This is a genomic window from Streptomyces sp. NPDC059477, assembly GCF_042749375.1.
Lineage (GTDB): Bacteria > Actinomycetota > Actinomycetes > Streptomycetales > Streptomycetaceae > Streptomyces.
Genome location: NZ_JBHYUG010000003.1, coordinates 1 through 23,342, shown reverse-complemented (window position 1 = coordinate 23,342; position 23,342 = coordinate 1). Strand labels below are relative to the sequence as shown.

Annotated in this window: 22 protein-coding genes and 2 pseudogenes; 5 read left to right on the top strand and 19 right to left on the bottom strand. The window is 70.7% G+C overall.

Annotation, left to right across the window (positions count from 1 at the left end; translation table 11 throughout):
• Nucleotides 1-2: 2 nt before the first annotated feature.
• The 6 genes from ccrA to ACFXAZ_RS02090 form a co-directional block, all read right to left on the bottom strand.
• The gene (ccrA, locus tag ACFXAZ_RS02115; RefSeq protein WP_384583669.1) at nt 3-1,346 is read right to left on the bottom strand and encodes a crotonyl-CoA carboxylase/reductase; all 1,344 of its coding nucleotides are present in this window, start codon (nt 1,344-1,346) and stop codon (nt 3-5) included.
• A 447-nt stretch (nt 1,347-1,793) separates the two neighbouring features.
• Entirely contained in the window at nt 1,794-2,603 is an 810-nt protein-coding gene (locus ACFXAZ_RS02110; protein WP_382692171.1) for a TetR family transcriptional regulator, read from the bottom strand.
• 277 nt (nt 2,604-2,880) lie between these two features.
• A complete protein-coding gene (locus tag ACFXAZ_RS02105; protein ID WP_384583666.1) occupies nt 2,881-4,734 on the bottom strand; it encodes a 3-hydroxyacyl-CoA dehydrogenase family protein in 1,854 nt (617 codons plus the stop codon).
• Nucleotides 4,735-5,217: 483 nt separating this feature from the next.
• Nucleotides 5,218-5,886 carry a response regulator gene (locus ACFXAZ_RS02100; RefSeq protein WP_384583663.1) on the bottom strand — a complete coding sequence of 223 codons (669 nt, stop codon included), beginning with the start codon at nt 5,884-5,886 and terminating at the stop codon, nt 5,218-5,220.
• Entirely contained in the window at nt 5,883-7,166 is a 1,284-nt protein-coding gene (locus ACFXAZ_RS02095; protein ID WP_384583660.1) for a sensor histidine kinase, read from the bottom strand. The genes ACFXAZ_RS02100 and ACFXAZ_RS02095 overlap by 4 nt, the downstream gene beginning before the upstream one ends.
• Nucleotides 7,167-7,262: 96 nt before the next feature.
• Nucleotides 7,263-8,396 carry an ABC transporter substrate-binding protein gene (locus tag ACFXAZ_RS02090; RefSeq protein WP_384583657.1) on the bottom strand — a complete coding sequence of 378 codons (1,134 nt, stop codon included), beginning with the start codon at nt 8,394-8,396 and terminating at the stop codon, nt 7,263-7,265.
• A 423-nt stretch (nt 8,397-8,819) separates the two neighbouring features.
• Here ACFXAZ_RS02090 and ACFXAZ_RS02085 point away from each other — a divergent pair, with 423 nt between their 5' ends.
• Nucleotides 8,820-9,404: an adenylosuccinate lyase gene (locus ACFXAZ_RS02085; RefSeq protein WP_384583654.1), complete on the top strand. Its 585-nt coding sequence runs from the start codon at nt 8,820-8,822 to the stop codon at nt 9,402-9,404.
• Nucleotides 9,405-9,429: 25 nt separating this feature from the next.
• On the opposite strand, the gene ACFXAZ_RS02080 is transcribed toward ACFXAZ_RS02085, so the two are convergent.
• The 3 genes from ACFXAZ_RS02080 to ACFXAZ_RS02070 all read right to left on the bottom strand — a co-directional run bounded on the left by ACFXAZ_RS02080 (nt 9,430) and on the right by ACFXAZ_RS02070 (nt 12,287).
• Nucleotides 9,430-9,951 carry a GNAT family N-acetyltransferase gene (locus ACFXAZ_RS02080; RefSeq protein WP_384583650.1) on the bottom strand — a complete coding sequence of 174 codons (522 nt, stop codon included), beginning with the start codon at nt 9,949-9,951 and terminating at the stop codon, nt 9,430-9,432.
• Nucleotides 9,948-10,349, bottom strand: coding sequence for a RidA family protein (locus ACFXAZ_RS02075; protein WP_384583647.1), 402 nt, complete (start codon nt 10,347-10,349; stop codon nt 9,948-9,950). Before ACFXAZ_RS02075 ends, ACFXAZ_RS02080 begins: the two co-directional genes overlap by 4 nt.
• Before the next feature lie 381 nt (nt 10,350-10,730).
• Complete coding sequence (locus ACFXAZ_RS02070; protein WP_384583643.1) at nt 10,731-12,287, bottom strand: alpha/beta hydrolase; 1,557 nt, start codon at nt 12,285-12,287, stop codon at nt 10,731-10,733.
• A 250-nt stretch (nt 12,288-12,537) separates the two neighbouring features.
• On the opposite strand from ACFXAZ_RS02070, the gene ACFXAZ_RS02065 reads away from it, so the two are divergent.
• Nucleotides 12,538-12,921 (top strand): hypothetical protein, encoded by a 384-nt coding sequence (locus ACFXAZ_RS02065; protein WP_384583641.1) that lies wholly within the window; start codon nt 12,538-12,540, stop codon nt 12,919-12,921.
• Between the two features lie 155 nt (nt 12,922-13,076).
• On the opposite strand, the gene ACFXAZ_RS02060 is transcribed toward ACFXAZ_RS02065, so the two are convergent.
• Nucleotides 13,077-14,117: a hypothetical protein gene (locus tag ACFXAZ_RS02060; protein ID WP_384583638.1), complete on the bottom strand. Its 1,041-nt coding sequence runs from the start codon at nt 14,115-14,117 to the stop codon at nt 13,077-13,079.
• A 612-nt stretch (nt 14,118-14,729) separates the two neighbouring features.
• Here ACFXAZ_RS02060 and ACFXAZ_RS02055 point away from each other — a divergent pair.
• Nucleotides 14,730-15,224: a hypothetical protein gene (locus ACFXAZ_RS02055; protein WP_384583635.1), complete on the top strand. Its 495-nt coding sequence runs from the start codon at nt 14,730-14,732 to the stop codon at nt 15,222-15,224.
• Nucleotides 15,225-15,227: 3 nt separating this feature from the next.
• Here the strand turns inward: ACFXAZ_RS02055 and ACFXAZ_RS02050 are convergent, their stop codons facing one another.
• Entirely contained in the window at nt 15,228-15,359 is a 132-nt protein-coding gene (locus ACFXAZ_RS02050; RefSeq protein ID WP_384583632.1) for a hypothetical protein, read from the bottom strand.
• Between the two features lie 126 nt (nt 15,360-15,485).
• On the opposite strand from ACFXAZ_RS02050, the gene ACFXAZ_RS02045 reads away from it, so the two are divergent.
• Nucleotides 15,486-15,965: a DUF6196 family protein gene (locus ACFXAZ_RS02045; RefSeq protein ID WP_384583629.1), complete on the top strand. Its 480-nt coding sequence runs from the start codon at nt 15,486-15,488 to the stop codon at nt 15,963-15,965.
• 265 nt (nt 15,966-16,230) lie between these two features.
• On the opposite strand, the gene ACFXAZ_RS02040 is transcribed toward ACFXAZ_RS02045, so the two are convergent.
• The 7 genes and pseudogenes from ACFXAZ_RS02040 to ACFXAZ_RS02010 all read right to left on the bottom strand — a co-directional run bounded on the left by ACFXAZ_RS02040 (nt 16,231) and on the right by ACFXAZ_RS02010 (nt 20,412).
• Nucleotides 16,231-16,491 (bottom strand): hypothetical protein, encoded by a 261-nt coding sequence (locus tag ACFXAZ_RS02040; RefSeq protein WP_384583626.1) that lies wholly within the window; start codon nt 16,489-16,491, stop codon nt 16,231-16,233.
• A gap of 192 nt (nt 16,492-16,683) precedes the next feature.
• Nucleotides 16,684-16,917, bottom strand: a pseudogene (locus ACFXAZ_RS02035) (transposase); the annotation flags it as partial.
• Nucleotides 16,918-17,156: 239 nt separating this feature from the next.
• On the bottom strand, nt 17,157-17,501 hold the full coding sequence (locus tag ACFXAZ_RS02030; protein ID WP_384583622.1) for a GNAT family N-acetyltransferase: 345 nt from the start codon (nt 17,499-17,501) through the stop codon (nt 17,157-17,159).
• 244 nt (nt 17,502-17,745) lie between these two features.
• Nucleotides 17,746-18,168, bottom strand: a complete 423-nt coding sequence (locus tag ACFXAZ_RS02025; protein WP_384583619.1) for a DUF6221 family protein — start codon at nt 18,166-18,168, stop codon at nt 17,746-17,748.
• 82 nt (nt 18,169-18,250) lie between these two features.
• On the bottom strand, nt 18,251-18,463 hold the full coding sequence (locus ACFXAZ_RS02020) for a hypothetical protein (protein ID WP_384583616.1): 213 nt from the start codon (nt 18,461-18,463) through the stop codon (nt 18,251-18,253).
• Complete coding sequence (locus tag ACFXAZ_RS02015) at nt 18,460-18,849, bottom strand: hypothetical protein (protein ID WP_384583613.1); 390 nt, start codon at nt 18,847-18,849, stop codon at nt 18,460-18,462. The genes ACFXAZ_RS02020 and ACFXAZ_RS02015 overlap by 4 nt, the downstream gene beginning before the upstream one ends.
• Before the next feature lie 576 nt (nt 18,850-19,425).
• A complete protein-coding gene (locus tag ACFXAZ_RS02010) occupies nt 19,426-20,412 on the bottom strand; it encodes a hypothetical protein (RefSeq protein WP_384583610.1) in 987 nt (328 codons plus the stop codon).
• A 415-nt stretch (nt 20,413-20,827) separates the two neighbouring features.
• On the opposite strand from ACFXAZ_RS02010, the pseudogene ACFXAZ_RS02005 reads away from it, so the two are divergent.
• Nucleotides 20,828-22,337: pseudogene (locus ACFXAZ_RS02005) on the top strand (FAD-dependent monooxygenase).
• Between the two features lie 325 nt (nt 22,338-22,662).
• On the opposite strand, the gene ACFXAZ_RS02000 reads toward ACFXAZ_RS02005, so the two are convergent.
• Nucleotides 22,663-23,166, bottom strand: a complete 504-nt coding sequence (locus tag ACFXAZ_RS02000; RefSeq protein WP_384583607.1) for an Imm1 family immunity protein — start codon at nt 23,164-23,166, stop codon at nt 22,663-22,665.
• Nucleotides 23,167-23,342: the final 176 nt, after the last annotated feature.

Genomic DNA, 23,342 nt, shown 5'->3' with positions numbered 1-23,342 from the left:
CCTCAGACGTTGCGGAAGCGGTTGATGGCGTCGATGTGCAGGGCGCGCTTCTCCTCGTCGCGCACCCCGAGCCCGTCCCCCGGCGCCAGGCACAGGACGCCGACCTTGCCCTGATGCAGATTGCGGTGGACGTCGTAGGCGGCCTGGCCGGTCTCCTCCAGGGAGTACACCTTGGACAGGGTGGGGTGGATCTTGCCCTTGGCGACCAGCCGGTTGGCCTCCCATGCCTCGCGGTAGTTGGCGAAGTGCGAGCCGACGATCCGCTTCAGTGACATCCAGAGGTAGCGGTTGTCGTACTCGTGCTGGTAGCCGGAGGTGGAGGCGCAGGTGACGATGGTGCCGCCCTTGCGGGTCACGTACACCGAGGCGCCGAAGGTCTCCCGGCCCGGGTGCTCGAAGACGATGTCGACGTCCTCGCCGCCGGTCAGTTCCCGGATCCGCTGGCCGAAGCGCTTCCACTCCCGGGGGTCCTGGTGGTGCTCGTCCTGCCAGAACCGGTATCCCTCGGCGGTGCGGTCGATGATCGCGGTCGCGCCCATCGCCCGGCAGATGTCCGCCTTGCGCTCACTGGAGACGACACAGATCGGGTTGGCGCCGCCCGCGAGCGCGAACTGGGTGGCGTACGAGCCGAGGCCGCCGCTCGCGCCCCAGATCAGCACGTTGTCGCCCTGCTTCATCCCGGCGCCGTTGCGCGAGACGAGCTGGCGGTAGGCGGTGGAATTGACCAGGCCGGGAGCCGCGGCCTCCTCCCAGCTCAGATGGTCCGGCTTGGGCATCAGCTGGTTGGACTTGACCAGCGCGATCTCGGCGAGGCCGCCGAAGTTGGTCTCGAAGCCCCAGATGCGCTGCTCGGGGTCGAGCATGGTGTCGTTGTGCCCGTCGGACGACTCCAGCTCGACGGAGAGACAGTGCGCCACCACCTCGTCGCCGGGCTGCCAGGCGTTGACGCCGGGGCCGGTGCGCAGGACGACGCCCGCGAGGTCGGAGCCGATGATGTGGTACGGCAGGTCGTGGCGCCGGGTCAGCTCGCTCAGCCGGCCGTAGCGCTCCAGGAAGGCGAAGGTGGGCAGTGGCTCGAAGATCGAGGTCCACACCGAGTTGTAGTTGACACTCGATGCCATGACGGCCACCAGTGCCTCGCCGGGCCCGAGTTCGGGCACCGGGACGTCGTCGAGGTGGACCGACTTGCGGGGGTCCTTGTCGCGGGTCTCCATACCCGCGAACAGCTCCGTCTCGTCCTTGTGCACGGTGATCGCGCGGTACGACTCGGGGAGCGGCAGTGCGGCGAAGTCGGCCGGTGTGGCGTCGGGCGACTGGATCGCGTCCAGGATGTCCTTCACGGTCACGGTGTGCCTCCGGCGAAAGGCGCCCTGAGGGAGGGGCGCTGAGGGTTACGTCGGTGTGCTGCTGAGGGGTGAGGGGTGCCGCCGGTTCGGCGGACGGTTTGTTCGGCAGCGCTTTGTGGCGCGGGAGGTTGCCTGTGACGCAGGCGTCCGGGCGAGCGGGCCGACTGGCCTGCTGGGACAGCCGCCGCACGAATGGTCGTTGTGCGCCGGCCGCCCGGACCTCTTCAACGTATGGCACCCCGTGACAGCTGACAAGGCACTCGGTGCCAGAAATTTCGCTCGAATGAAATCTTTACGTTACAAATGAGCGATGATCGATCGAATGAGGGTGTAGAGCCGGTGGAAAACAGGCCCTGACATGGCAAAACGGCCACCCGGTGGGGGTGGCCGTCATCACGGTGCCGGTCATCACGGTGCCGGTCGGGACTGTGCCGGTCGGGAAACGGTTCAGCGCTCCTTCAGCGCCTCCTCGATGGTCCGCATCACCTCGTCCAGCGGGGCGTCCGTGCGCGCCACCGTCACCAGTACCTCGCCCTGGGTGGAGACGGTCGCGGCGGCCGGCCTCGCGGGGGCGGTACGGCCCGCCATGATGCCCGAGCCGAACGTCTTGCGGACGATCGCGAAGGCGTGGTCGAGCTGGCTCTCCACATCGCCCTGTCCACCGGCCCGCAGCCAGCGCCGCAGGACGTGATTGTGGGCGGTGACCACGGCGGACGCGGCGACCTCCGCGAGCAGCGGGTCGTCGTTGGCGTCGTCGTCGTGCGCGTGCTCGTCGAAGTGGCCGAGCAGATAGCGGGTGAACAGGCGCTCGTAGCGGGCCACCGACGCGATCTCGGCCTCGCGCAGGGTGGGCACCTCGCGCGTCAGCTTGTAGCGGGCGACCGAGATCTCCGGGCGGGCCGCGTACATCTTCATGACTTCCTTGATGCCGCGGCACACCGTGTCGAGCGGATGCTCGTGCGCCGGGGCCGCGTTCAGCACGGCCTCCGCGCGGATCAGGGTGTCGTCGTGGTCGGGGAAGATCGCCTCTTCCTTGGAGCGGAAGTGCCGGAAGAAGGTGCGGCGGGCCACCCCGGCCTGGGCCGCGATCTCGTCGACGGTGGTCGCCTCGTACCCCTTGGTCGCGAACAGCTCCATCGCCGCCGCCGCCAGTTCCCGGCGCATTTTCAGCCGCTGGCTCGCGGCACGGCTGCCCGCCGCACTCTCCGGTGCGTCGGACGTGGCGGGGGTACGTGAGGACTTGGCGGGCTGGGACATGACCCGAACGTACTGCATGTGCGCAGCTTGATGCGCGTGCCGGGGGTTTCCCCCGCCCTTGGGGGGTGGGGGACTGGTGGCCGGGGGTGGGGAAGTGGTGGCCGGGGCGAGCAGTCCGCCCCACTCGGCCCCCGCCCCGAACCATTCCCCGAGCCGGTCGCTCAGCCGTCCGCCGCGACGCTCCGCCTCGGGACGGTCGGCGCCCGGCCGCTCGCCCGGCCTGTCGGCGCCCGGCCGCTCGCCGGGCCCGTCACCGCCGGGGCGTTCGCCGGACCCCTCAGCGCCGGGCATACTCGCGGAAGCCGCGGCCCGTCTTCCGGCCGAGGCACCCCGCGGCCACCAGGTGCTCCAGCAGCGGTGCCGGGGCCAGGCCCGGCTCCCGGAACTCGCGGTGCAGCACCTTCTCGATCGCCAGCGACACATCCAGGCCGACCACGTCCAGCAGCTCGAACGGGCCCATCGGATAGCCGCCGCCCAGCTTCATCGCCGCGTCGATCTCGTCCAGCGAGGCGTAGTGGTCCTGGACCATCTTGATCGCGTTGTTGAGATACGGGAACAGCAGCGCGTTGACGATGAAACCGGCCCGGTCACCGCAGTCCACCGGATGCTTGCGCAGCGTCCCGCACACCTCGCGCACGGTCGCGTGCACGTCGTCCGCCGTCAGGACCGTGCGGACCACCTCGACCAGCTTCATCGCCGGGGCCGGGTTGAAGAAGTGCATGCCGATGACGTCCTGCGGCCGGGAGGTGGCCCGCGCGCAGGCGACGACCGGCAGGGACGAGGTGGTGGTGGCCAGCACCGCGCCCGGCTTGCACACCTTGTCCAGCGTCGCGAACAACTGCCGCTTGACCTCCAGGTCCTCGGCGACCGCCTCCACCGCCAGCTCCACGTCCGCGAAGGCGTCGTAGGACCCGGCGGGCGTGATCCGGTCCAGCGTCCGCGCCGCCGCCTCGGCGGTCATCCGGCCCTTGCCCACCGAGCGGGCCAGGGACGCGCCGATCCGGCCCCGGGCGGCCTGCGCCCTCTCCTCGGTACGGGCCGCGAGGATCACGTCGTAGCCCGCCTTCGCGAACACCTCCGCGATACCGGACGCCATGGTCCCGGACCCGGCCACACCGACCGAGCGGACCACGCGGCCGGGGGTCCGGCCGGCGTCGGCGGCCGGGGTGAGCGCGTCCGGCACGACGACCGAGCCGCACGGCGCCTCGTACGTGTAGAAACCGCGCCCCGCCTTACGGCCGGTCAGGCCCGCCTCGCTGAGCTGCCCCAGGATCGGCGCGGGCGCGTGCAGCCGGTCGCGCGACTCGGCGTACATCGCCTCCAGCACGGTCCGGGCGGTGTCGACGCCGATCAGGTCCAGCAGCGCCAGCGGGCCCATGGGCAGCCCGCAGCCGAGCTGCATCGCCGCGTCGATGTCCTCGCGGGACGCGTACCGGGCCTCGTACATCGCGGCGGCCTGGTTGAGATAGCCGAACAGCAGCCCGTCCGCGACGAACCCGGGCCGGTCCCCGACCGCCACTGGCTCCTTGCCCAGATCGAGGGCGAGCTGGGTGACCGCGCTGACCGCGGCCGGCGCGGTGAGCACCGACGACACCACCTCCACCAGCCGCATCGCCTGCGCCGGGTTGAAGAAGTGCACGCCGAGCACCCGCTCCGGCCGCGCGGAGTCGGCGGCCAGCCGGGTCACCGACAGCGCGTTGGTCCCGGTCGCCAGGACCGCCTCCGGCCGCACGATCCCGTCCAGCTCCCGGAAGATCCGCTGCTTGATCTCGTACGACTCCGGCGCCACCTCGATCACCAGATCGGCGTCGGCCGCCGCGCGCAGATCGGTGCCGGTGCGCAGTCGGCCGAGGGCCTCGGCGCGCTCCTGTTCGCTCAGCCGCCCGCGCGTCACGGCACGGGCCGTCGCCGACTCCAGCGCGGCGACCCACTGCGCGACCTGGGCCTCACCGATGTCGATGCCGATCACGGTACGGCCGGCCCGGAGCAGCACCTCGGCGATACCGGTGCCCATGGTGCCGAGACCGACCACGGCGACGGTCCGCAGCGGAGACGCAGGGGAGTGCGGGGACGTGGTGGACGTCACGGAAGTGAGGGAAGCAAGGGAAGTAGGGGACAGGGGAGTGGCCATCGCGGACTCTCCAGAGGTGAGGGTGACGACTGGGAACGCCCCCGGATGCGCCGAGGGGCACGCCGGGGTGCGGAAGGGGCATGGGTGAACGGGGGGGGTGCACGATGCTGCGGATGGAAACCGGTGCATGCGAGAGGTGCACAGTGCTTGCGGGTGAGTCCGGGCTGCTGAGCGCACACGCCCGATGCCGTGGCGCCGGACGCGCACACGTCCGGGAACGGCGGAATCCGACCGGCCCTGTCCCGTGGCCGGGTCGTCCTGCGGTTCTGGTGGCGCTGATGGTGTCCGGGGTCTCGCCGACCCGAGGCACCCAGAGCACCGAACCGATGTCCCTCACGGCGGCTGCGTCACCAGGCCACCGCGAGCGGGGTACGAGTGGGTAACTCGCTCGTCTGAGCCTAACCGGTGGGTAACGAGCGCGCCAGCCCCCTGAAATGTGGCCTGCGCCTCGCCCTCGATGGATACGGGCCGCCGCCTTGCGCTTCAGGTCAGTTCGAGGATCCCCCGGCGTACCGCCTCCGACACCGCCGCCGGGCGATTGTCGACACCCAGCTTGCGGTAGATGCGCACGAGGTGGGTCTTGACCGTGGCCTCGCTCAGGAACAGCTCCCCGGCGATGCCCCGATTGCTGAGCCCGCGCGCCACGAGCCGGATCACCTCCGCCTCCCGGTCGGTCAACGCCCGCTCCGGGTCGACCACTTGGCCGACCAGTTCCCCCACGATCTCCGGCGCGAGCCCCACCGAGCCGCCGGCCGCCGCCCGCACCGCCCGGAACAACTCCTGCGGCGCCCCCGCCTTCGGTACGTAACCCCGCGCACCGGCCTCCAGCGCCCGCACCACATCGGCCCGTCCGGTATAGCTGGTCAGCATGACCACGGCCACGCGGGGCGCCGCCACGGCCAGCCGCCGCACCGCCTCCGTACCGTCGATCCCGCCGCCCGGACCGCCGAACCGCAGATCCATCAGGACGACGTCCGGGTCCGTGCGCGCCGCCAGTTCGACGGCCTCCTCCCCGGTCCCTGCCTCACCGACCACATCGAGGTCGGGCTCGCCTTCGAGGAGGGCGCGCAGCCCGGCACGGACGACGGTGTGGTCGTCGGCGACGAGGAGACGCAGGCGTGGGCCGGACGGGCCGGACGGGTGGGGTGTCATGCCGTCGCCTCGGCCACCGGCGGGCGGGTGCGGGGGCGTACCGAGACCGAGGCGCGGATCACCGTGCCCCGGCCCGGCGCGCTGGTGATGTCGAGGGTGCCGCCGCACTCGCGCAGCCGGGCGTGGGCGGTCGGCAGGCCGAGGCCGTGACCCGGCGCCGGGACGGCCCTGCGGACGTCGGCGGGGTCGAAACCGACGCCGTCGTCACGGACTTCGAGGGCGAGGCGGTCGGGGCCGTGGTGCAGGGTGACCGTCGCGTGCAGGGCGTCGGCGTGCTCCCGGACGTTCGCGAGGGTGCTCTGGGCGACCCGGAACAGGGCGGTGGCCGCCCGCTCGTCCAGCACCGGCCGGGGTTCGCCGAGGGAGTGGAAGCGGACCTGGGCGGCGGTCCCGTCCTCGCCCGCGCGGGCACACAGCTCACGCAGGGCGTCGTCCAGGCCGGGGGCGTCGACGACGGCGGCCGTCAGGTCGCGCAGGATGCGGCGGGTCTCGGCGAGATTGGCGTCCAGGCCGTCGGCCACGGCCCGGACCCGGGTACGGGCCACGTCCGGGCGGGCGTCCCAGTCCCGCTCGGCGGCCTGGAGCAGCATCAGGCCGCCGGAGAGGTCCTGGGCCAGCGTGTCGTGCAGATCGCGGGCGATCCGGGTGCGCTCCGCCTGGACGCCGGCCCGGCGCTGCTGCCGGGCGACGACGTCCCGCGTGGCGCGCAACTCGTCCACCAGCCGCTGGCGCAGCGCCGCGTCCCGCTGCTGGGTGCGGTAGAGGGCGACCGTGCCCCAGACCGCCGCGACCGGGATGACCACCAGCTCCGAGCTGAACAGCGTGTCCGACCGCAGCAGCGCCACCACGATCACGAGCGTGATCACGGCCACCGCCGCCGTCGCCCGGCGCGGGCCGAGCACCCGCAGCGCCGCACAGGCCAGCGGGACCCCGCACCACACATACGCCGGAGTCAGTATCGACGGCGCGATGTACAGCAGCCCGCTCCACAGCAGCACCAGCAGCGGAACCCAGCCGTGCCGTCCGAACCGCCTCAGCAGGCCGGGCCCGCCCGCGTACACCAGCGCCAGCAGCGCGCTGAACGCCACGATGTACCAGCACAACGGCAGGGCGAACCGCGCGGCGCGCACCAGACCGGCGCCGACCACCAGGAGGAACACCAGATGTGACACATGGTCCAGGGAGAGCCGCGGGCCACGGACGGAAACGGTGGGGCGGTTGGACCCGGTGAGACGGTCGGCAACGGTGAGACGGTCGGACGCGGTGGGGCGGTCGGACACGGCACATCCCCTCGGCGTTCTCGGCCCGGCAATCAGGCGCCCGAGGGTAGCCGTCGGCTCATATGACCGACGTGAAGAGCGGGGCGGAGGGCGCGGTCAGGCGCCCGGGTGCAGGCCCAGCCAGCCCGGAGGGGAATCGCCCACGACCTCGCCGAAGTACAGGGCGAAGGTCTGCTTCCACCGCTCCACCAGGTACCGGTCGGCCATGAACTTCGGGAAGCCGTTCACATCCGCGGCCGGGTACTCCCAGACATGCTTGAGCCCGGGCTGTGCCGGCACGTCCGTGCGCACGGTCCAGGGCATCAGCCTCTGCCGTTCGGCCGACAGCTGCCAGTTCAGGTACAGCTTGGCGGCGGCCGGGTTCTTCGCCTGCTTGAGGATCGCGGCGCGCTGGCCCCACGCCATGAACGGGTGGTCGCCGTCCGGGATCGTCAGCCGCAGCGGGGCCGAGGTGGCGACCGGCGAACTGCCCACGCCGACCGCGATGTCCTTCTCGCCCCTGGCGGTCACGTCCAGCGGCAGCGCGCCCCGCAGGAACCGCACGTCCTGCGCCGCGAATCCCGCCGCCCAGTCCCAGCCGTAGCGCTCCACGTACCGCACGAACAGGTACAGGGCCGCGTCGTCGTCGTGCGGGTAGCGGGCCGCGAGCCGGCCCTTCCACTTCGGGTCGAGCAGTTCGAGGGGGGTGCGGGGGGCGTCCGCGCCGACGGCCGCGACATTCTGGACGTAGCTGAAGGAGTTCGCGATCACCGCGACGGACGAACCGTTCGACGCCTTGAAGCCGCTGTGCACCTTGGAGAACCCGGCCGGCTTGTAGCGCAGCAGGTGACCCTCCTTGTCCCAGCGCGTGAAGTCGTGCAGCGTCTGGAACTGCACCAGGTCGGGGACCAGGGTGTCGGTGGCGAGCTGGTTGTCGAGCCGGACGTCGTGGTACTTGCTGAAGTCCACGACCACTGTGAAGTCGATCTCGGGGAAGCGCGCCAGGAAGGCGTTCTTGATGCCGTCGTGCATGGTCGCGTAGTCCCCGCCGAAGTACGCGACGAACTTGCCGCCCTCCGCCATCGCCGCCTCGTACAACGCGTCGAGCGACCGGGTCTCCTCCGCGACGGTGCCGGAGGCGCTCGCGGTGGCCGCCCGGGCGCCCGAGGCACCGAGCGTCCCGAGCCCGAGGGCGGCGCCGACCCCGGCTCCCGCGCCGAGCATCTTCCGTCGGCTGAACTGGCTGGACATGGTGAACACCTCGCTGCTGGCTGGGGGATGTCGGGGACGGCGCCGTCCGTCGCGGCGATTCTGCTGCGGCAGCCGCCCCCGCCGCGTCGCCCGTACGGCGAGCGGGGCGGATGGGAGGTGGAAGCGGGATTCAACCGAACGATGGAGCGGGGAGGACTTGCGGACCGGGCGCCCCTCGTGCCTCCGAGCGGCCTCTCTGCCTCCCCGTGCCCTGCACACGGCCCCCGTTGTCGCCTGGGGGTACGTGCTCCCAGACACGGATCCCTTGACCCCGTGTCCCCAAGCCCCCGCGCCGAGTTGACCTCGTCACGGACCGGCGCGTGCGCCCCCTGTCGCGCCCGGCGGAGTCGCTTCCGCCGGGGTGGCCGGGGCCCCGCCGGGTATGTCAATGGTGTTCCCTAGCGACCGGAGTGATGCGGGGTCATGGAGGAAGCGGAACAGGCGCAGCGGTCGGTCCTGGAGCGGCTGCGCCAGGAATCGGCCCGTTCGGCGCTCTACGAACGGCTGACGGCGAGCGCCGACCACGACGAACTGGCGGAGGTGCTCACCGCCCCCGGCCAGCCCCTGTGGGCCAGGGAACTGGCCGCGTACCGGCTGGGGGTGGCCGGTGACCGGCGGGCCTTCGAGGCCCTTGTACTGCTCCTCAACCACCGCGACCCACCCCGCTGCGCCTCCGCCGCGCACGCCCTCGCCCGGCTCGGCGACCCCCGTACGGCCCGCGCGGCGGCGACCCTCGCCACCAACGAACTGCGCGTCACCTACGCCCTGCACCCGGTCCGGCTGCTCACCGCGTTACGCGCCCCCGAGTCCGTCCCGGCCCTCGTCACCACCCTGGAGCGCCGGCTCCGCCCCCACGATCCCTACCACCGGGTGGCCCTGGCCTGTGTGGAGGGACTGGGCGCCCTCGGTGACACCCGCGCCCGGCCCGTACTGCGCCGGGCCCTCACCCACCCGACCCTGGCGCATGCGGCGCTGGGGGCGCTGGCCCGGATCCCGGAACAGCGGTGAGGCGCTCCGGCGCGGCCCGGGGGATTCAGTCCGTCAGCTCTCTCACGTACCGCACCTCCGGCACCTCCGTCCCCGCGACCTCGGACGGCTCCTCAGTGCCGTCCGCCCGGAAACCCGACCGTTCGTAGAAGCGCCGCGCGGGGGCGTTGCCCTTCACCACCCAGAGCAGCATCCGGGGGTACCCGGCGGCCGTGCAGCCGCGCAGGGACTCCCGCAGCAGGGTGTGGCCGATGCCCTCGCCGGACCGCGCCGGGTCGACGTAGATCGCGTACAGCTCGGCGTCCGGGGTGTGCGCCTCGCCGTCCCGGTAGGGGCCGTGGCAGGCCCAGCCGAGCACCTCGCCGTCCCGCTCGGCCACCAGGTCGACCACGGCACGGCCGCGCCGGGCGAGCCGCGCGCGGTGGCGCTCGGCGTCCTCGGCGGGGTCCAGGGCGTCGAGGTACGGCTGGGGCATCAGGCCCCGGTAGGCGGACCGCCAGCCCGCGGCGCGGATCTCGGCGACCCGGCCGCAGTCCGCCGGGGTCATCTCCCGCACGGATCCGGTCATCGCTCGCCCACCATCGCGAACGCCTCGATCTCCATCAGGAACTCGGGCCGCACCAGCCCGGCGACCCGGACCGCCGAGGCCGCCGGGAGCCGGTCGTCGGGTATGTGCGCGGCGCGGGCCTCACGGACGGCCGGCAGGTGGGCCATGTCCGTGAGGAAGTAGGTGAGTTTGACGACGTCCTCGAATCCGGCGCCCGCCGCGGCGAGGCAGCGGCGCAGATTCTCGAAGACCTGGCGGGCCTGGGCGGCCGGATCGCCCTCCCCCACCAGCTCCCCGCGCTCGTCCAGCGCGATCTGCCCGGCCACGGCCACGAACTGGCCGCTGCCCATCACCACATGCGCGTACTGGGCGGCGGGGGCGACCCCGTCCGGGACGGCAATCCTCGTCAGCTCACTCATGCCCCCATCATGGATCACGGCTCTGACAACGCCTCCGGCAGCCGCCGCCCCACCGGGCGCCCCCGGCGGATGCCCTTCGCTGGACGCCCCGCGACGGGCACCGTTCGCGGACGACTTCCGGCAGACGCCTCCGGCAGTTGTCCCCTGGCGGGCGCATCTGACGAGCACCTTCCGGTGGACCCCTTCCGGCAGATGTCCCCACGGGCATCCCCTGACGGACGCCTCTCGACGGGCGCCTTCTGGCAGACGTGCTCTGACGGACGACTCCGCCAGGTCCCCTGGCGGGCATCCCCCCCGGCGGGCGCCCCCGGTGGGCATCCACCCCGGCGGCCCTCCAGCGGCCACCCCCAACACCCGCCCCCAGGCTCGCCCCCGCCCCCCTCAGCCCCGAAACCTCAGCAGCCCATGCAGCGTCGCCCCGTTCGTGGACCCGCTGACCGCCTTGGTCGTCGTCGGCTCCGGCTCCGGGGACGCCTCGCACACCGCGTCGGCCGTGCCCCGCCCGCGCGGCACCGTGCCGTCGGTCAGATAGGCCGCCAGATGCCGGTCGAGACAGGCGTTGCCGCTCAGGGAGATGCCGTGATTCCCGCCGCCCTCCTCGACGACCAGGCTGGAGCCGCGCAGCAGCCGGTGGACCGTCGCACCGCCCTCGTACGGGGTGGCCGCGTCGTCGGTGGCCTGGAAGAGCAGGACCGGTGGCAGCTCGCTGTTGGCCACGTCCACCGGCCGCAGCGACTCGGCCGGCCAGAACGCGCACGGCGCGTTGTACCAGGCGTTGTTCCAGGTCATGAAGGGCGCCTTCGAGTACGCCGCCCAGTTGTCCGCGCGCCACCGCCCCCACTCACGCGGCCAGCGCGCGTCCCGGCACTGCACCGCCGTGTACACGCTGTAGCCGTTGTCGCCCGCCGCGTCCACGGCGCCGAAGTTCTCGTACGCCTCGAACAGCGGGCCGTCGTCCTTGTCGTTCACATACGCGGCGAACGCCTGTGCGAGATAGGGCCAGTAACCGTTGAAGTAGCCGCCCGGCAGGAAGGTGTCCTCCAGTTCCGAGGCGCCGACGACGTCCCGCGCGGGACGTTCGGCCAGCGCGGCGCGCATCTCGTACCAGGCCCCCTCCACGCGCGCGGGGTCGGTGCCGAGCCGGTAGGTGGCGTCGTGCCGGGCGACCCAGGCCAGGAAGGCGCGGTGGCGGGCGCCGAAGGCGTGGTCCTGGGCGAGATTGTCCTCGTACCAGACGCCCGTGGGGTCGACGATCGAGTCCAGCACGGCCCGCCGTACCCGCTCCGGGAAGAGCTTGGCGTAGACCGCGCCGAGATAGGTCCCGTACGAGTAGCCGAAGTAATTGATCCGCTCGGCGCCCAGGGCGGTGCGGATCAGGTCCATGTCCCGTGCGGCGCTGACCGTGTCGAGGTGCGGCAGGACGGTCGCGTACTTCTTGCCGCACGCGTCGGCGAAGGACCGCACGCGCGCGAGGTTGTCCCGTTCGATCGCGGGCCTGGTCGGCAGCGAGTTGGGGCGGACCGGGTCGAAGTGGCCCGGTGAGCAGGTGATCGCCGGGCTGCTCCTGCCCACCCCGCGCGGGTCGAAGCCGATGATGTCGTACTGCGCGGCGACCTTCGCGGGCAGCGCCGACGCGACGAAACCGGCGAGGGTGAGACCGCTGCCGCCCGGCCCGCCGGGGTTGACCAGGAGGGGGCCCTGGGACTTCTTCGCGGTGTGCGGGACCCGGGACAGCGCCAGCGTGATCTGGCGGCCCTGCGGGGCGTCGTGGTCGAGGGGCACCTCCAGCGACGCGCACTGGAGCGTCGGGTAGGCGGTGGTACCGCACTTCTTCCACGCCAGGGGTGGGGGACCGGCGCCGGCCTCGGCGGGCAGCGCCGTCACCGTACCGGCCACGACGACTGCGGCGGCGCACAGCACGGCTGCGCGTTTCCTCATGGGGCCTCCCAGGGCGGAGGGGACGGACCGCGCGTGTCACGGTCCCGCCGCCGCATCGTCCCGAAAGAGCCACCGGAAAGAACCTGTATATGCACTGCTTGACCCGATTGCCGCGCGCGATGCGCTCGGATGATCCCCAGGACCGCGTGAGCAGGCTCGCGCGGAGCAGGCATGACGGGACGCAGCCCGTGCGGCTGGTGCCGGGGCGAGCGGAATGTGAGCGCCACGCCACGGGCCGGCCGCTGACGCGGTGCGCCAGGACCTGGCGTGCGCGGCCTGCGGGCAGCAGCGGGCGGCCGGGCTGTGCGAGACGTGCGGCTACCGGCGCCGGACCGAGGTCCTGGTCATGGAGGGCGGACTGGTCGCGGCGACCTGGGCGGCCGACCTGACCGACGCGGCCGACGCCGCCGCCGTCACCGACCGCGTCCGGGAATCGCTGGCGGCCGACATCTCGAAGATACAGGGCGAGTTCATGGCGATGGTGGAGCCGGGTGAGCTGGACGCGACATCCGTGCTCGCCTTCGCCGCGCTCCAGGCCGTGGAGGCGGCCGAAGCCGTGCGTCGGGCCTGTCCACGGCAGGCCGGGACGGCGACCGCGGTGCCGCAGCGGGCTCCGCTGCCGGCGTCAGCATGAAACGCCGCCTCACTCGCCCGGCTGGACAGCACCGGTCCGGATCCTGCGCCTCCGTCGGCTCTCGGTCCGTACCGGGCACCCTCCCCGGGCAGAGGATGTCGGAGCCGTCGGTACCGAGACGGGGACGGTGCCGGAGCCATGGGGGCCCGGCGGGGTCAGCGAGCGTCGTCGCGGACCGCGGCCGCGGGGAGGAAGGAATCCAGGGCGATCTCACTGGTTCCCGTGAGGGTGACCTGACCGGTCCGGCTGGCATGGCGTGCGGCCTGGTCGGCGGCGGCCTGGGCCGGGGTGCTTGAGCGGGATATCCAGTGCGCGTCGATGCCACGGACGCGGCGGATCACCCGGTGTCCCAGGAGGGCGGGGACCGGTTCGGGCGGGCTGTAGCGGCGCAGGAGAGTGAGATCGCGCAGTCGGCTGATCACGCTCGCCGCGTCGGTGTAGAACGCGGCCTGGCCGAATCCACTGCGGCGGGCGTGGATGAAGGCCAGCAGGACAGCCGCGGTTTCGCCCCACTGGTTGTCGCGGAGGGCCGCCGGAAGCCGGACGACATGGACGGTCGCGGCAGGCCGTCCATGGACATCGGTAGGGACTATGGCGCATGTCGGGTTGCCGGTGACACTGAAATCCGTCGTGTAGCCCGCGAGTCCCGTGGTGGATGCGGGGATGCCGCTGCTGGCCCGCACGCCCTGACGGATCTCCGCCGTGACCTTCGCCAGCGTCGGGATCTCCGCGCCAGTCGCGAGCGCGGCCTGGAGCAGGACTTCGCACTGGTTCCGCTGCCGGGGATAGCGGCGGGCACTCTGATCGCGCGGCTCGCCCGTCGGCAGGACCACCAGCCGGCGGAGCGCCGAGCGAACCCGCTCCTCGTCGACCTCGGCGGGCAGTTTCACCCAGGAGGCGTCGGCGATTGCCTCGGCCACCAGAGCGTGTGCCGCCGCCGAGACGTAGGCGACGGCCGCCTCCCCGCCCCGGACCGCCAGCAAAGCGGCGCAGATACCGACGAGTTCGGCGTACTCCTCGGAGAGGACCGGGCCCATCCACCGCGCGGTGTAACGGCGGGGCCGGGCATTCGTCGCGCGGCGCCCGTCGACGATGCTCCAACGGGTCCGCGCGAGGCCGATGTGGCACCAGCCACCGCTCACCTGCACCGCGCAGGAAATCACGTGCTCCACCCCGGTGACGAGTTGCTCGGCCACGCGTCTTCCCCCCCCGACCCGGGAAGCCGACCCTCCCTCCAGGCAAGCCTACGACGGTGATGTCCGACCTGGCCGCATCCCGCTAGCGCGGGCGACCCCGGCCTCCCGCGCTATCTCCACTACTCAGAATTCTTCCCGAACCCGGGGAGCGTGCGGGGTTGACGTGTTCCGCGAAGCTCTGCGGGTTACCGCGATGGTCGACGGTAATCGGCGCCGCCGACCGCAGGAATTGCGGTGTTCTAAGTTCGCGCAACATTTTCCATAGATCCGCTCGGCTCGGGGGGTGGAAAACAAACCTCAAAAACAAATGACCGCCGAACCCGAATGAACGCCGCCAGAGCGGGATGAACCCGGTAGCACCCCGAACCACACCGCATGCAACCGCCCCGCCCAAAGACAAGAGGAATAGCCCAAAGGCCCGATGGGCTGGCGGGGCAGCCGAGGCCGCGTACGGCAAGCACTTGGCCCGTATCGACGAACTCACCCCGGTGGCTGCTGTACTCCAATGGGACGCCGGCAACTACTGAACTTGAACGGGTGATGTCGGGCGAACGGTGAGCGCGGTGGTACCCCGAGCCCGTCAGCGAGCGGGTGTCCCGACAAGATGAACGCATGACCGAGAGCGAAGCGGATCTGCTGACGTTGTTGCGCGACCTTGATGATCCGGAGTGGCTGGAGTGGCCGCAGTCCTACAACCGTGGCGAGAGCGCCGTCCGCTTCGGCGCTCTGGTGGCCCGACTCGAAGGTGACTTCGCAACTCGATGCATGGCTGAGCAGGACACTCAGGACTCCAGCGAGTACGGACGTGTCGTCGTTCCCGGAGACGCGACTGTACGCGGAACCCGGATCGTCGTCTGCGTGAGCAAGTTCGGCTCACTGGCCTTGGTGTGCGCGGACAACCCCGGAGCCTTCCTCGGGACGGAAGAGGCGCAGGCTGAGGGCGAGCTGGACGGCGCCGACCTCGCCAGGGTCAACCGGGCGCTGGTCGAGCTCGGCTATGTCGTGGTTGCCGAGGAACTGCTGGAGAGCGACTACGACGGGCCGAGCCGGCTGCCCTCGCATGTTCAGCGGCCCAGCTGGTGGAATCGCTTCTTCGGCTACTTCTGAGGATCACGCCGATAGGGTCAGGCCAGTACCCGCCAGGCAGCCGTCGATCACCTCCGGCCGGTACTGGAGCGTCTTGGGCTTGCGTTTCACGGCGCGGGTGACCTGGCTGAGGTCAGCGGCGGCCAAGTTGCCCATGTCGCGTTTGACCAACGACCAGGTGCCCTCCTGCGGGATGAGGTCCGAAGCAGGCCGGCCGCTCCAGCGGAGCGATCAGCTCCTGCATATACGCCAGCGCCGATTCAACTTGGGAATCTCGGAGTGATGCGCTCGGTTGAACGATCTATGGTCAGCGTTAGCTACGAAACACCCCAGGAAACTCGTAGGCGTCTGCGTCGAGTGCTCGCAGAGGCCACTTTCAGAGTGTTGTCCGGGCATTGGGCGTATCACGAGTACCCGGCAGGGCCGGTACCGCAGTCGTCCGCCGACGCCCTTGCTCTGGTGCGTGACGAGGAGAGCTGGTCTGTTCTCGAGCCGGCGCAGGGCAGCGAGGCTGAGGTCTTCGGCGTCTTCGCCTTTCACTTTCCGGCTGCATCCGACAACAGCGGCTTTGTCGGCTGGCTGGCCAGCGAGCTTAAGGATCGCCTTGGCACGGGCGTGGCCGTGCTCTGCGGATACAACTCCGCGCAGGGTGGTATTTACGACTATTGGCTGGTCCCTGGTCAACTTCTGGCTGAGGCAGAAGCACATGTGCGGAGTCTGGCGGCGGAGAGCGACGGGGATAGCCCACAGCGAACGAACTGATAGCGCCAGAGGCGAAGGAGGACTGGCGGGTGCTGCTGCAGATCTGGTGCCACCGGAATGACCAAGTAGTACCTTGATGGCAACAGAATCAGGCCGTCGGCCTTTCGTCCAGGCGGTGTGGGGGCCTTCGCGGGTGAGGCGTTTGGTCATTGGGGCGAAGAGTCACGTGCGCCGGAGTGCGGCGGGGTCGAGTTCGGCGACGTGGCGGGCGACCGAGTCGACGCCGCACGCCGCAAAGGCTGAGCCTCCGGAACCTACTGGTGGGTTACTTGCTCCCGGGTGTCCGAGCTGGGACTACCCAGGCCGGAAACGTGAAGCCCAGTTCGCGCAGGCGGGGCAAGCACGCTTCGAGGCACTGCTCCACCGACGCAGCATCTGTACGCACGAGGATGTCGTCCCGCAAGGGGGCGCCACTGGCCACGAACGTCCAGGGCTTTCGCCTCTCTGCCATCCGCTCAGCATCAGCCTTGAACAGCACGGTTATGCCCTGTTCGGCCAGCGCCTCCATAATCGCGACAATGTCCACCGGTGACTCCTCCAGAAGTGACTCGAACACACCACGGTGAACTTATCCGTCCGAAGACGAACCACGGACACCGTTCTCGTCACCCAGAGTGACTAAAGAGGGTCGTCCAAGCTGGAACACGCGACACCTCAACATGCGGGCCTACAAGCCTCAACCCCTGAGTACTGCCGTCGCGTTTGTCAAGGGGCAGTCGGTGAGCCTGTTCGGCTCGGTCGGTTTCTCCCAGGGCCTGCGGAGGTCGGTGGCCAGTGGTCGGGCGCGCCGGAGTTGGGCGTAGGCGGCGATCACCAACCAGGTCCACCGGTCGGCCGCATCCGAACTGCGAAGCCGGGGCTTGGCCCAGCCGAGTGTCTGCTTGAGTAGGCGGAACGTGTGCTCAAGGTCGAAACGCCGGAAGAAGGACCGCCAGCAGCGGTCGACGTCCGACGCCCGTCTCCGGCACATCCCCGCACACGCCCGCGTGGTCTCAGCCGGCCCGCCCTCGCGCATCCGCCCCGAATCCAGGCAGGCACTGACTGGGGAGTGCAGGTGCTGTCCGCCAGCACCGGGCCGAACGCCGCTGACAAGGTCCTCGTCAACCGCGCCTGGCCAGCACCTCCCCACAGGCGGTCCCCGCCAGCGGCCAACTCCCCCGCCTCCGATCGGCTGGGCACGGTGGGTACCTGTCACGGGGTGGGCGGGCGGAGCATGCGGTCTGGATCGTTGCTCAGCGGAGCGGAGACGAAGCCGTGGTGTGTATACCAGGCGCGCAGCTCCTCGCGATCGAGGCCAGGTTCTGGAGTTGGGAGAGGGCACGCCGCGAGGCCAACGACGGTGTCGGGGAAGTAGTCAAGGACAGCGTGCAAGAGGAGACTGGCGTATCCGTGTCCTCGATGGCTCGGTTGGACGATGATCCGGGTGATCCACACCGACTCGCCGTCCAGGGCCTCGGCGTGACCGACCGGTCCGGCTGAGGTGCGCAGTTCCCACACGAATTCCGGGCGACTGGCGACCAGGTGCACGACGGACATCGCTGCGCCTCCTTGCGAGATTCACATCCACATGGTCGTCACCGACAGTGAGCTCGGGTGTGGCCACATGTCCCCCCGTCAGCTGGTCGCGGTCGGGGAATTCTAGTTGGCCACCGACACCACACCACGCTGAGGGCCCCGTCCGCTTCGCAGCGGTGCTGGCAGCTCGCCCTTGCGGGTGGTGACCTTCATCCGGGCGGGCACGCCCCGCACGCCGGACTACATCTCGGCGTCGTGCTGTGTGTCAGTGGCCAGCAGCGCCTGCCCGCCCGGAGTCCGCCTCGGACCGGGCCCCGTCGGCCGTCCCAGGCGCCGGCGGGAGATACGGCCGCCATTCGTAGCGGTAGCCGTCCCGGTCCGCGTACGGGAGCGCGAGCACGCGCAGCGTCGTGCAGGGGATCCCCTTGCCGTCTGGTTCCGCCAGTCCGCAGATCGCGCACTTGAGCCGGGCCAGAGGCATCCAGCTCTGCCACCCGTACTGGTCCAGGTACTCGATGCATCCCTCCGCTCCGGTGTCCTCCTGGATGTGGAGGGCGAGGATCTGCCGTTTGGCGTCGATCTCCCGCAGCGCTCGCGCCGGATCATGCGCGGCGATGTGACGGCAGTCCGCGCTCGCGCGGTGGCTGTCGGTGTAGGCGACGGGCCAGTGCGAGGAGTTGGCGCCCACCGCACCGTCACCCCGAACCTGCCAGCGATCCGCTCATCCTCGTCGAGCTGGGCACGCAGCCACTGCACCAGGTCATCCGCGGTCATACCAGATCATTCCGCTGGAGTTCGAAGAACAGCACCGACGCGTAGTAGGCGTTGGTGTCTGCAGACCGGCAGGCATCAGCGAACGCTCTTCCGTACAGGGTCATTCGGGTGTCGCCGGCAGAAGCGCCAAGGACGCCGCTCGTCGTACGGGTCACCACACCGCCGTGTTCTTCGAACCGTATGGTGATGACGTAGTGGTAGTCGGTCACGCCTGCTCCTCTGACTCGTTCACACGCGGGCGGGTCGTTCCTGATCCCTTCCCGCGAAACACTGCCTGCACCATGCTCGTCTTCACGTCCAGTCGAGCCGCGATCTGCCGGTACGACAGACCGTTCCCGCCGTCCCAGAATTCGCGGATCAGGTCGTCGCCGCCGGCGGGCCGTCCCTGGTCGTCTAGGCTCCTGCGACCAACAAGCAGCCCGTGCTGCTGAGTTGGCGCTCCGGGACGGGTCAGGCCCACCTCAACAATCACGAAAAGGCAGGCCCTGATGCCCGAGCCTATCGACCAGCCCCGGACCAGCACACCCGCTGTCCGGCCGGACCACACACAGAACGGCGCCGACGCGGTCACCGCCGCGACGAGAGCAGACGACACGGCGAGTGAGCGGAGCACACCGCGCAGTACCTGCTGGCGACGCGCCTGGATCAGGTGCGCGCTCAGGCTGCGGCCCGCACTCAGTTGACTGCCGCCGCGCCATGCACGGACCAGCGGCCCGAATTCGCCGCTCGATCCCTGGACGGCGACACGGCCGGGACGGTGATCGCGTGAGCACCGAGGTGAGCAGGGTCGACCTCGCGCGGCAGGCCCTGGTCGCCACCCGCGAGCCGGCGAAGGAGAAGGGCGGCGCTCGGACGGCGACGTCGATGCCGCGCCTGGTCTACATGGTCCGTTGCCGCGATCACTCTCATGACCAGGTGCATCACCCGCCGAAGCTCCCGCAGAAACAGACGGCCGATCTCCCGCGAGGCCCGACGGAACTGATCATCCTGGCGTTCCGGATGGGGAACTCCGCCCAGACGCCACGCGGTTCCCCAGCTTCAGGCCGATTCTCGCACCACCACGGCGAGGTCTGCGCAACGGGGGAGGTGTCCGACCACGCGGACGCGATCGGACAACTCCTGCCCGCGGTGTACGCGGGCTGTGCCCGCAGGGGCCAGCCCGCGTACAGCCCTATATTTCCCATTGTTCCGCACAGAACGTGGCCTCGCTCACCGTGGCGTCGTCGACTCTCGTCGTGTCCAAGTCCAGGTTGAGCCCGTCCGGGAGGGCTGCTCCGCTGGGGCTGAAGAGCAGGCCCAGGTTGTGGTCCTCGACATGCTGGAGCAGGGCCGCGTCGAGGGCGGAGGGTGTCGTGCCGACCAGCGGGATGCCGGCGTAGAGGACCTGGGGTCCGGTGCGGCCGTGGGCGGTCACCGCGCCCAGCCGCGGGATGCCGTCCGGGCCGGTCGAGTAGTGCGCGCTCACGCCGGTCTTCTCGAAGCGGTCCTCGTGGAGATTCCACTGCCCGTCCTTGCCGTGCCACCAGAAGGGGAAGTGGCCCATCCGGCCGGCCGGTACCTCGCCGTCGAGTGCGGCCGCCACCTCCGGCGGGCTCATCCCGAAGCGGAGCGGGCCCACCTGCTCCAGCGGCACCCACTCCCAGCGCGGACGGTCGTGGTCGGGCGTCACCGGCCAGGCCCCCAGGTTCTTCCCCCGCCCGCGGACGTCGCGCCAATGGATGATCGGCGCGGTCGCATAGGGGTCGTTGGCGAGTTCGGGCCCGACGAACAGGGCCGAGGTGAGAACCGAGTCCTTCCGGCCCAGGTGCCCATCGGCAGACAGTCCCCACTCCTGTGCGGTGTCCATGGACACCCCCCAGGCCACGATCTCCGGGTCCCCGCTCCAGTTCACCCGCACCGGGGTCCCCTCCCGGCGGGCGAGTTCGTGGATCTCGGCGCGCACCTCGGAGGGAACCCGGCCGATCAGCTCAACCACCCCGACCCGGACCAACGGGCCTTCCAGAGCATCGACCGCCACGCCGACCAGGATCATCCCCCGGTCATAGACGCAGGTCAGCCCCGTCTCCCGGTACCGGCTCCAGGAGCTACCGTCAGCCGCCACCTGCCCGCCGCCGTAGAGCGGGCCTCCCAGAGCGGCTTCCACCTCGTCGGAGTCCATCCCAAACCTCAGAGGCCCCACCCCCACCAGAGGGTCGAGCACCCACCGCGCCCGGTCCTCCGGCTTCCTGTCCCACCAGTCCAACTCAGCGCCTTCCCGCAGCGCGGGCACACCACCCGCTGATCATGAACGGAGCTTAAAGGCCCCCTCTGACAGACCCGATCATCTGGGCGGGCGCAGCGGGTCCGACATGCTGTACCGCCGACAAGGCCGCCAACAATACGGCGGGCCGACGGTCGTACGCGCCTTGCGGATCCTGCCGCCCGGCGCTGCACCCGCGCCGGTCCGGCCGATATCGCCCCAGCAGCCCCGGCCCCGACCACACCCACCGGTCCGGCACCGTTCCGTGGGATTCGCCTGAGGGTGGGGGGTTTCTCCGGACGTAGTGGTGGTCGGAGGCGGCCCGGTCGGACTGATGCTGGCCTGCGAACTCCGGCTCGGAGGCGGGCGGGTGGCCGTCCTGGGGCGCCTCACCGAAGCGGACCCGACGGTCAAGGGTGGGGCGATCACCACGCCCAGCGCCGAGGCGCTCTACCGCCGGGGCATGCTGCCCGCGCTGGCCGAGGTGCAGCGGCAGGCGATGGACCGTTTCCAGGCGTTCTTGCGTGAACGGAACGGCGGGGACGGAGGCGGGGCTGCGGGCCAAGGGCTCGGGTTCGTCGGGCACTTCGCCGGAATCATGCTGCGCGCCGGCCTGCTCTACCGTACGGAGCCGGGCCTCGGCGACGCCGGACCCGCCGCCGAGATCGCTTTCGTGGCGCAGCAGGACATCGAGCGGCTGCTCGGCGGGCGGACGAACTCGGCGTCGGCGTGCGCCGGGGAGTGGAGCTGACCGGCTTCGACGCGGATGACGGAGCCGTCACCGTACGGACCAGCCACGGGGCCATCCGGGCAGGCTGGCTCGTGGGCTGCGACGGCGGCCGCAGCACGGTCTGCAAGCTCGCGAGGTTCGAATTTCCCGGTACGGACCAGGAAATCACCTGTGGCCAGTCGGTAGTGGAGATGACCGGCGCCGAGGACCTGGAGGTCGGCTGGACCGCCACGGACACCGGGGTGTACGCCCACCCATGGGCCGATGCCGGGTTGCGTGGTCACCGTGGAGTTCGGCGGCCCGCCGGCCGACCGGGACGTGCCGGTGACCACCGAGGACCTCGAGGTGCGGCTGCGCCGCGTATCGGGTGTGGACGTCACGATCACCGGGGTGCGGACCGCGACCCGCTGCACCGACCACGCCCGCCAGGTCACCGAGTACCGCGAGGGCCGGGTGCTGCTGGCGGGCGACGCCGCGCACGTGCACTCCGCGTTCGGGAGCCAGGGGCTGAGCCCGGGCATCGGGGACGCGACGAACCTCGGCTGGAAGCTCGCCGCGGTGATCGGCGGCCGGGCGCCGGAAGGGCTGCTGGACACGTACACCTCCGAGCGGCACCTGGTGGGTGAGTGGGTCCTGGACTGGACCCGGTCCCAGGTCGCGGCCATGCGCCCGGACCCGCAGTCCCGGGCCCTGCGCGCGATCGTCAGCGACCTGGCGGGGACGGTCGTGGGCACCACGTACCTCACCGCGCGGCTCAACGGTGGCGGGGTGCGGTACGAGCTGCCGGGCGAGCACCCGCTGACCGGCTTCAGCACCCCGGACCTCGACCTCACCGACGGCGGCCGCCTCGCGGACCGCCTCCACGGCGGCCGGGCGCTCCTGCTCGACCTCACCGACGACCCGAGCTCCGGGCCCTCGCTGCGGGGTATGCCGACCGCGTCGACACCCTGACGGCCGGCTGTCCGTCCCGCACGGAACCGGCAGCGGTCCTCGTCCGTCCGGACAGCTTCACGGCCTGGGCAGCCGACGTAAGGACGCAGACGCCGACGGCCGGGCTGGCGGAGGCGCTGGAAAGTGGTTCGGCGTGCCAGAGGGCGCAGTGATCCCGGGCTGATCCGTCGCGCTACCGACCAACTTGGTGACGGCCGGCCGGCGGGGGAGGTCTCGCGGTGGGCTGACCCGCCAGCACACGGCGCCTCGCCACTCCAGCGCCGCGCCTGCTACGGCGCCGGCACCGGAGCGGCCGGCCTCGTCCCCGTCTGGCTCCAGCGCCTGCTGTAACCAGCGTCGGCAAGGCTTTCTTACAACAGTGCGACGGGGATTCATGTCGGCGATTCTCACCGGGTTCCGATGTCGTGAAAGGGTCTGAACTCCCCAGGCGCAGTGCCGTGTCCTCGCAGAGCGCAAGAGCACGGCACTGCCGATGGATCCACTAGTTCCTATACCGTCTGCTCAAGCAGTAGCCAGGAAACGCTGTTCGGTCGTTCACCGGTCCGATCTCGACAGAACTCTTCGAGTGCTTTGCGGACTTGTGATACTGGAATAGCAGCCTCCCGGGAGTAGTACGTGGGCGTTCCGGGATCCGAGATCAACATGGGGTCAGATGAGGGCGGATTGGGACTGCTTGACGTCCAGATGAACTGAGAAAGGTCATCTTCAGGTGCCCCCGGTGAAACCTTGTTCGTCCACCATTTCAGTGCCCCATAGCCACTGCGGGTATTCACCGAGACGTACAGGTAGTTACTCGGCCACCTCTCGTCTGTTTCTTCCGGATACTTCCCCGGGACGATGCTGACATCGGCCCTCTCCGGAATTATCTCGAAGCCGTCCGGAGTCCTACCAGACTGAATGAGATCGTTCATGATGTGCTCTACGAGCGCCGCCACTTCTTGTTCCGTCTGCGCATAAAATACGCCCGCATTCATCCCTGCGACGACGATCATTGCATCCTCCCCTTTTAGCCGCGCCCCTGAATCTGACCGGGCGCAATTTGTACAGGATTTGACGTGGCGTCGCGAGACGAGGGTTTCCATGCGGCCAGGACCCGGCAGCCGGACAGGCCCGCGGGAGCACGTGTCGAGTTCTCGGCGAGCCCCAAGCGCCGCGCCCGCGCGGGCGC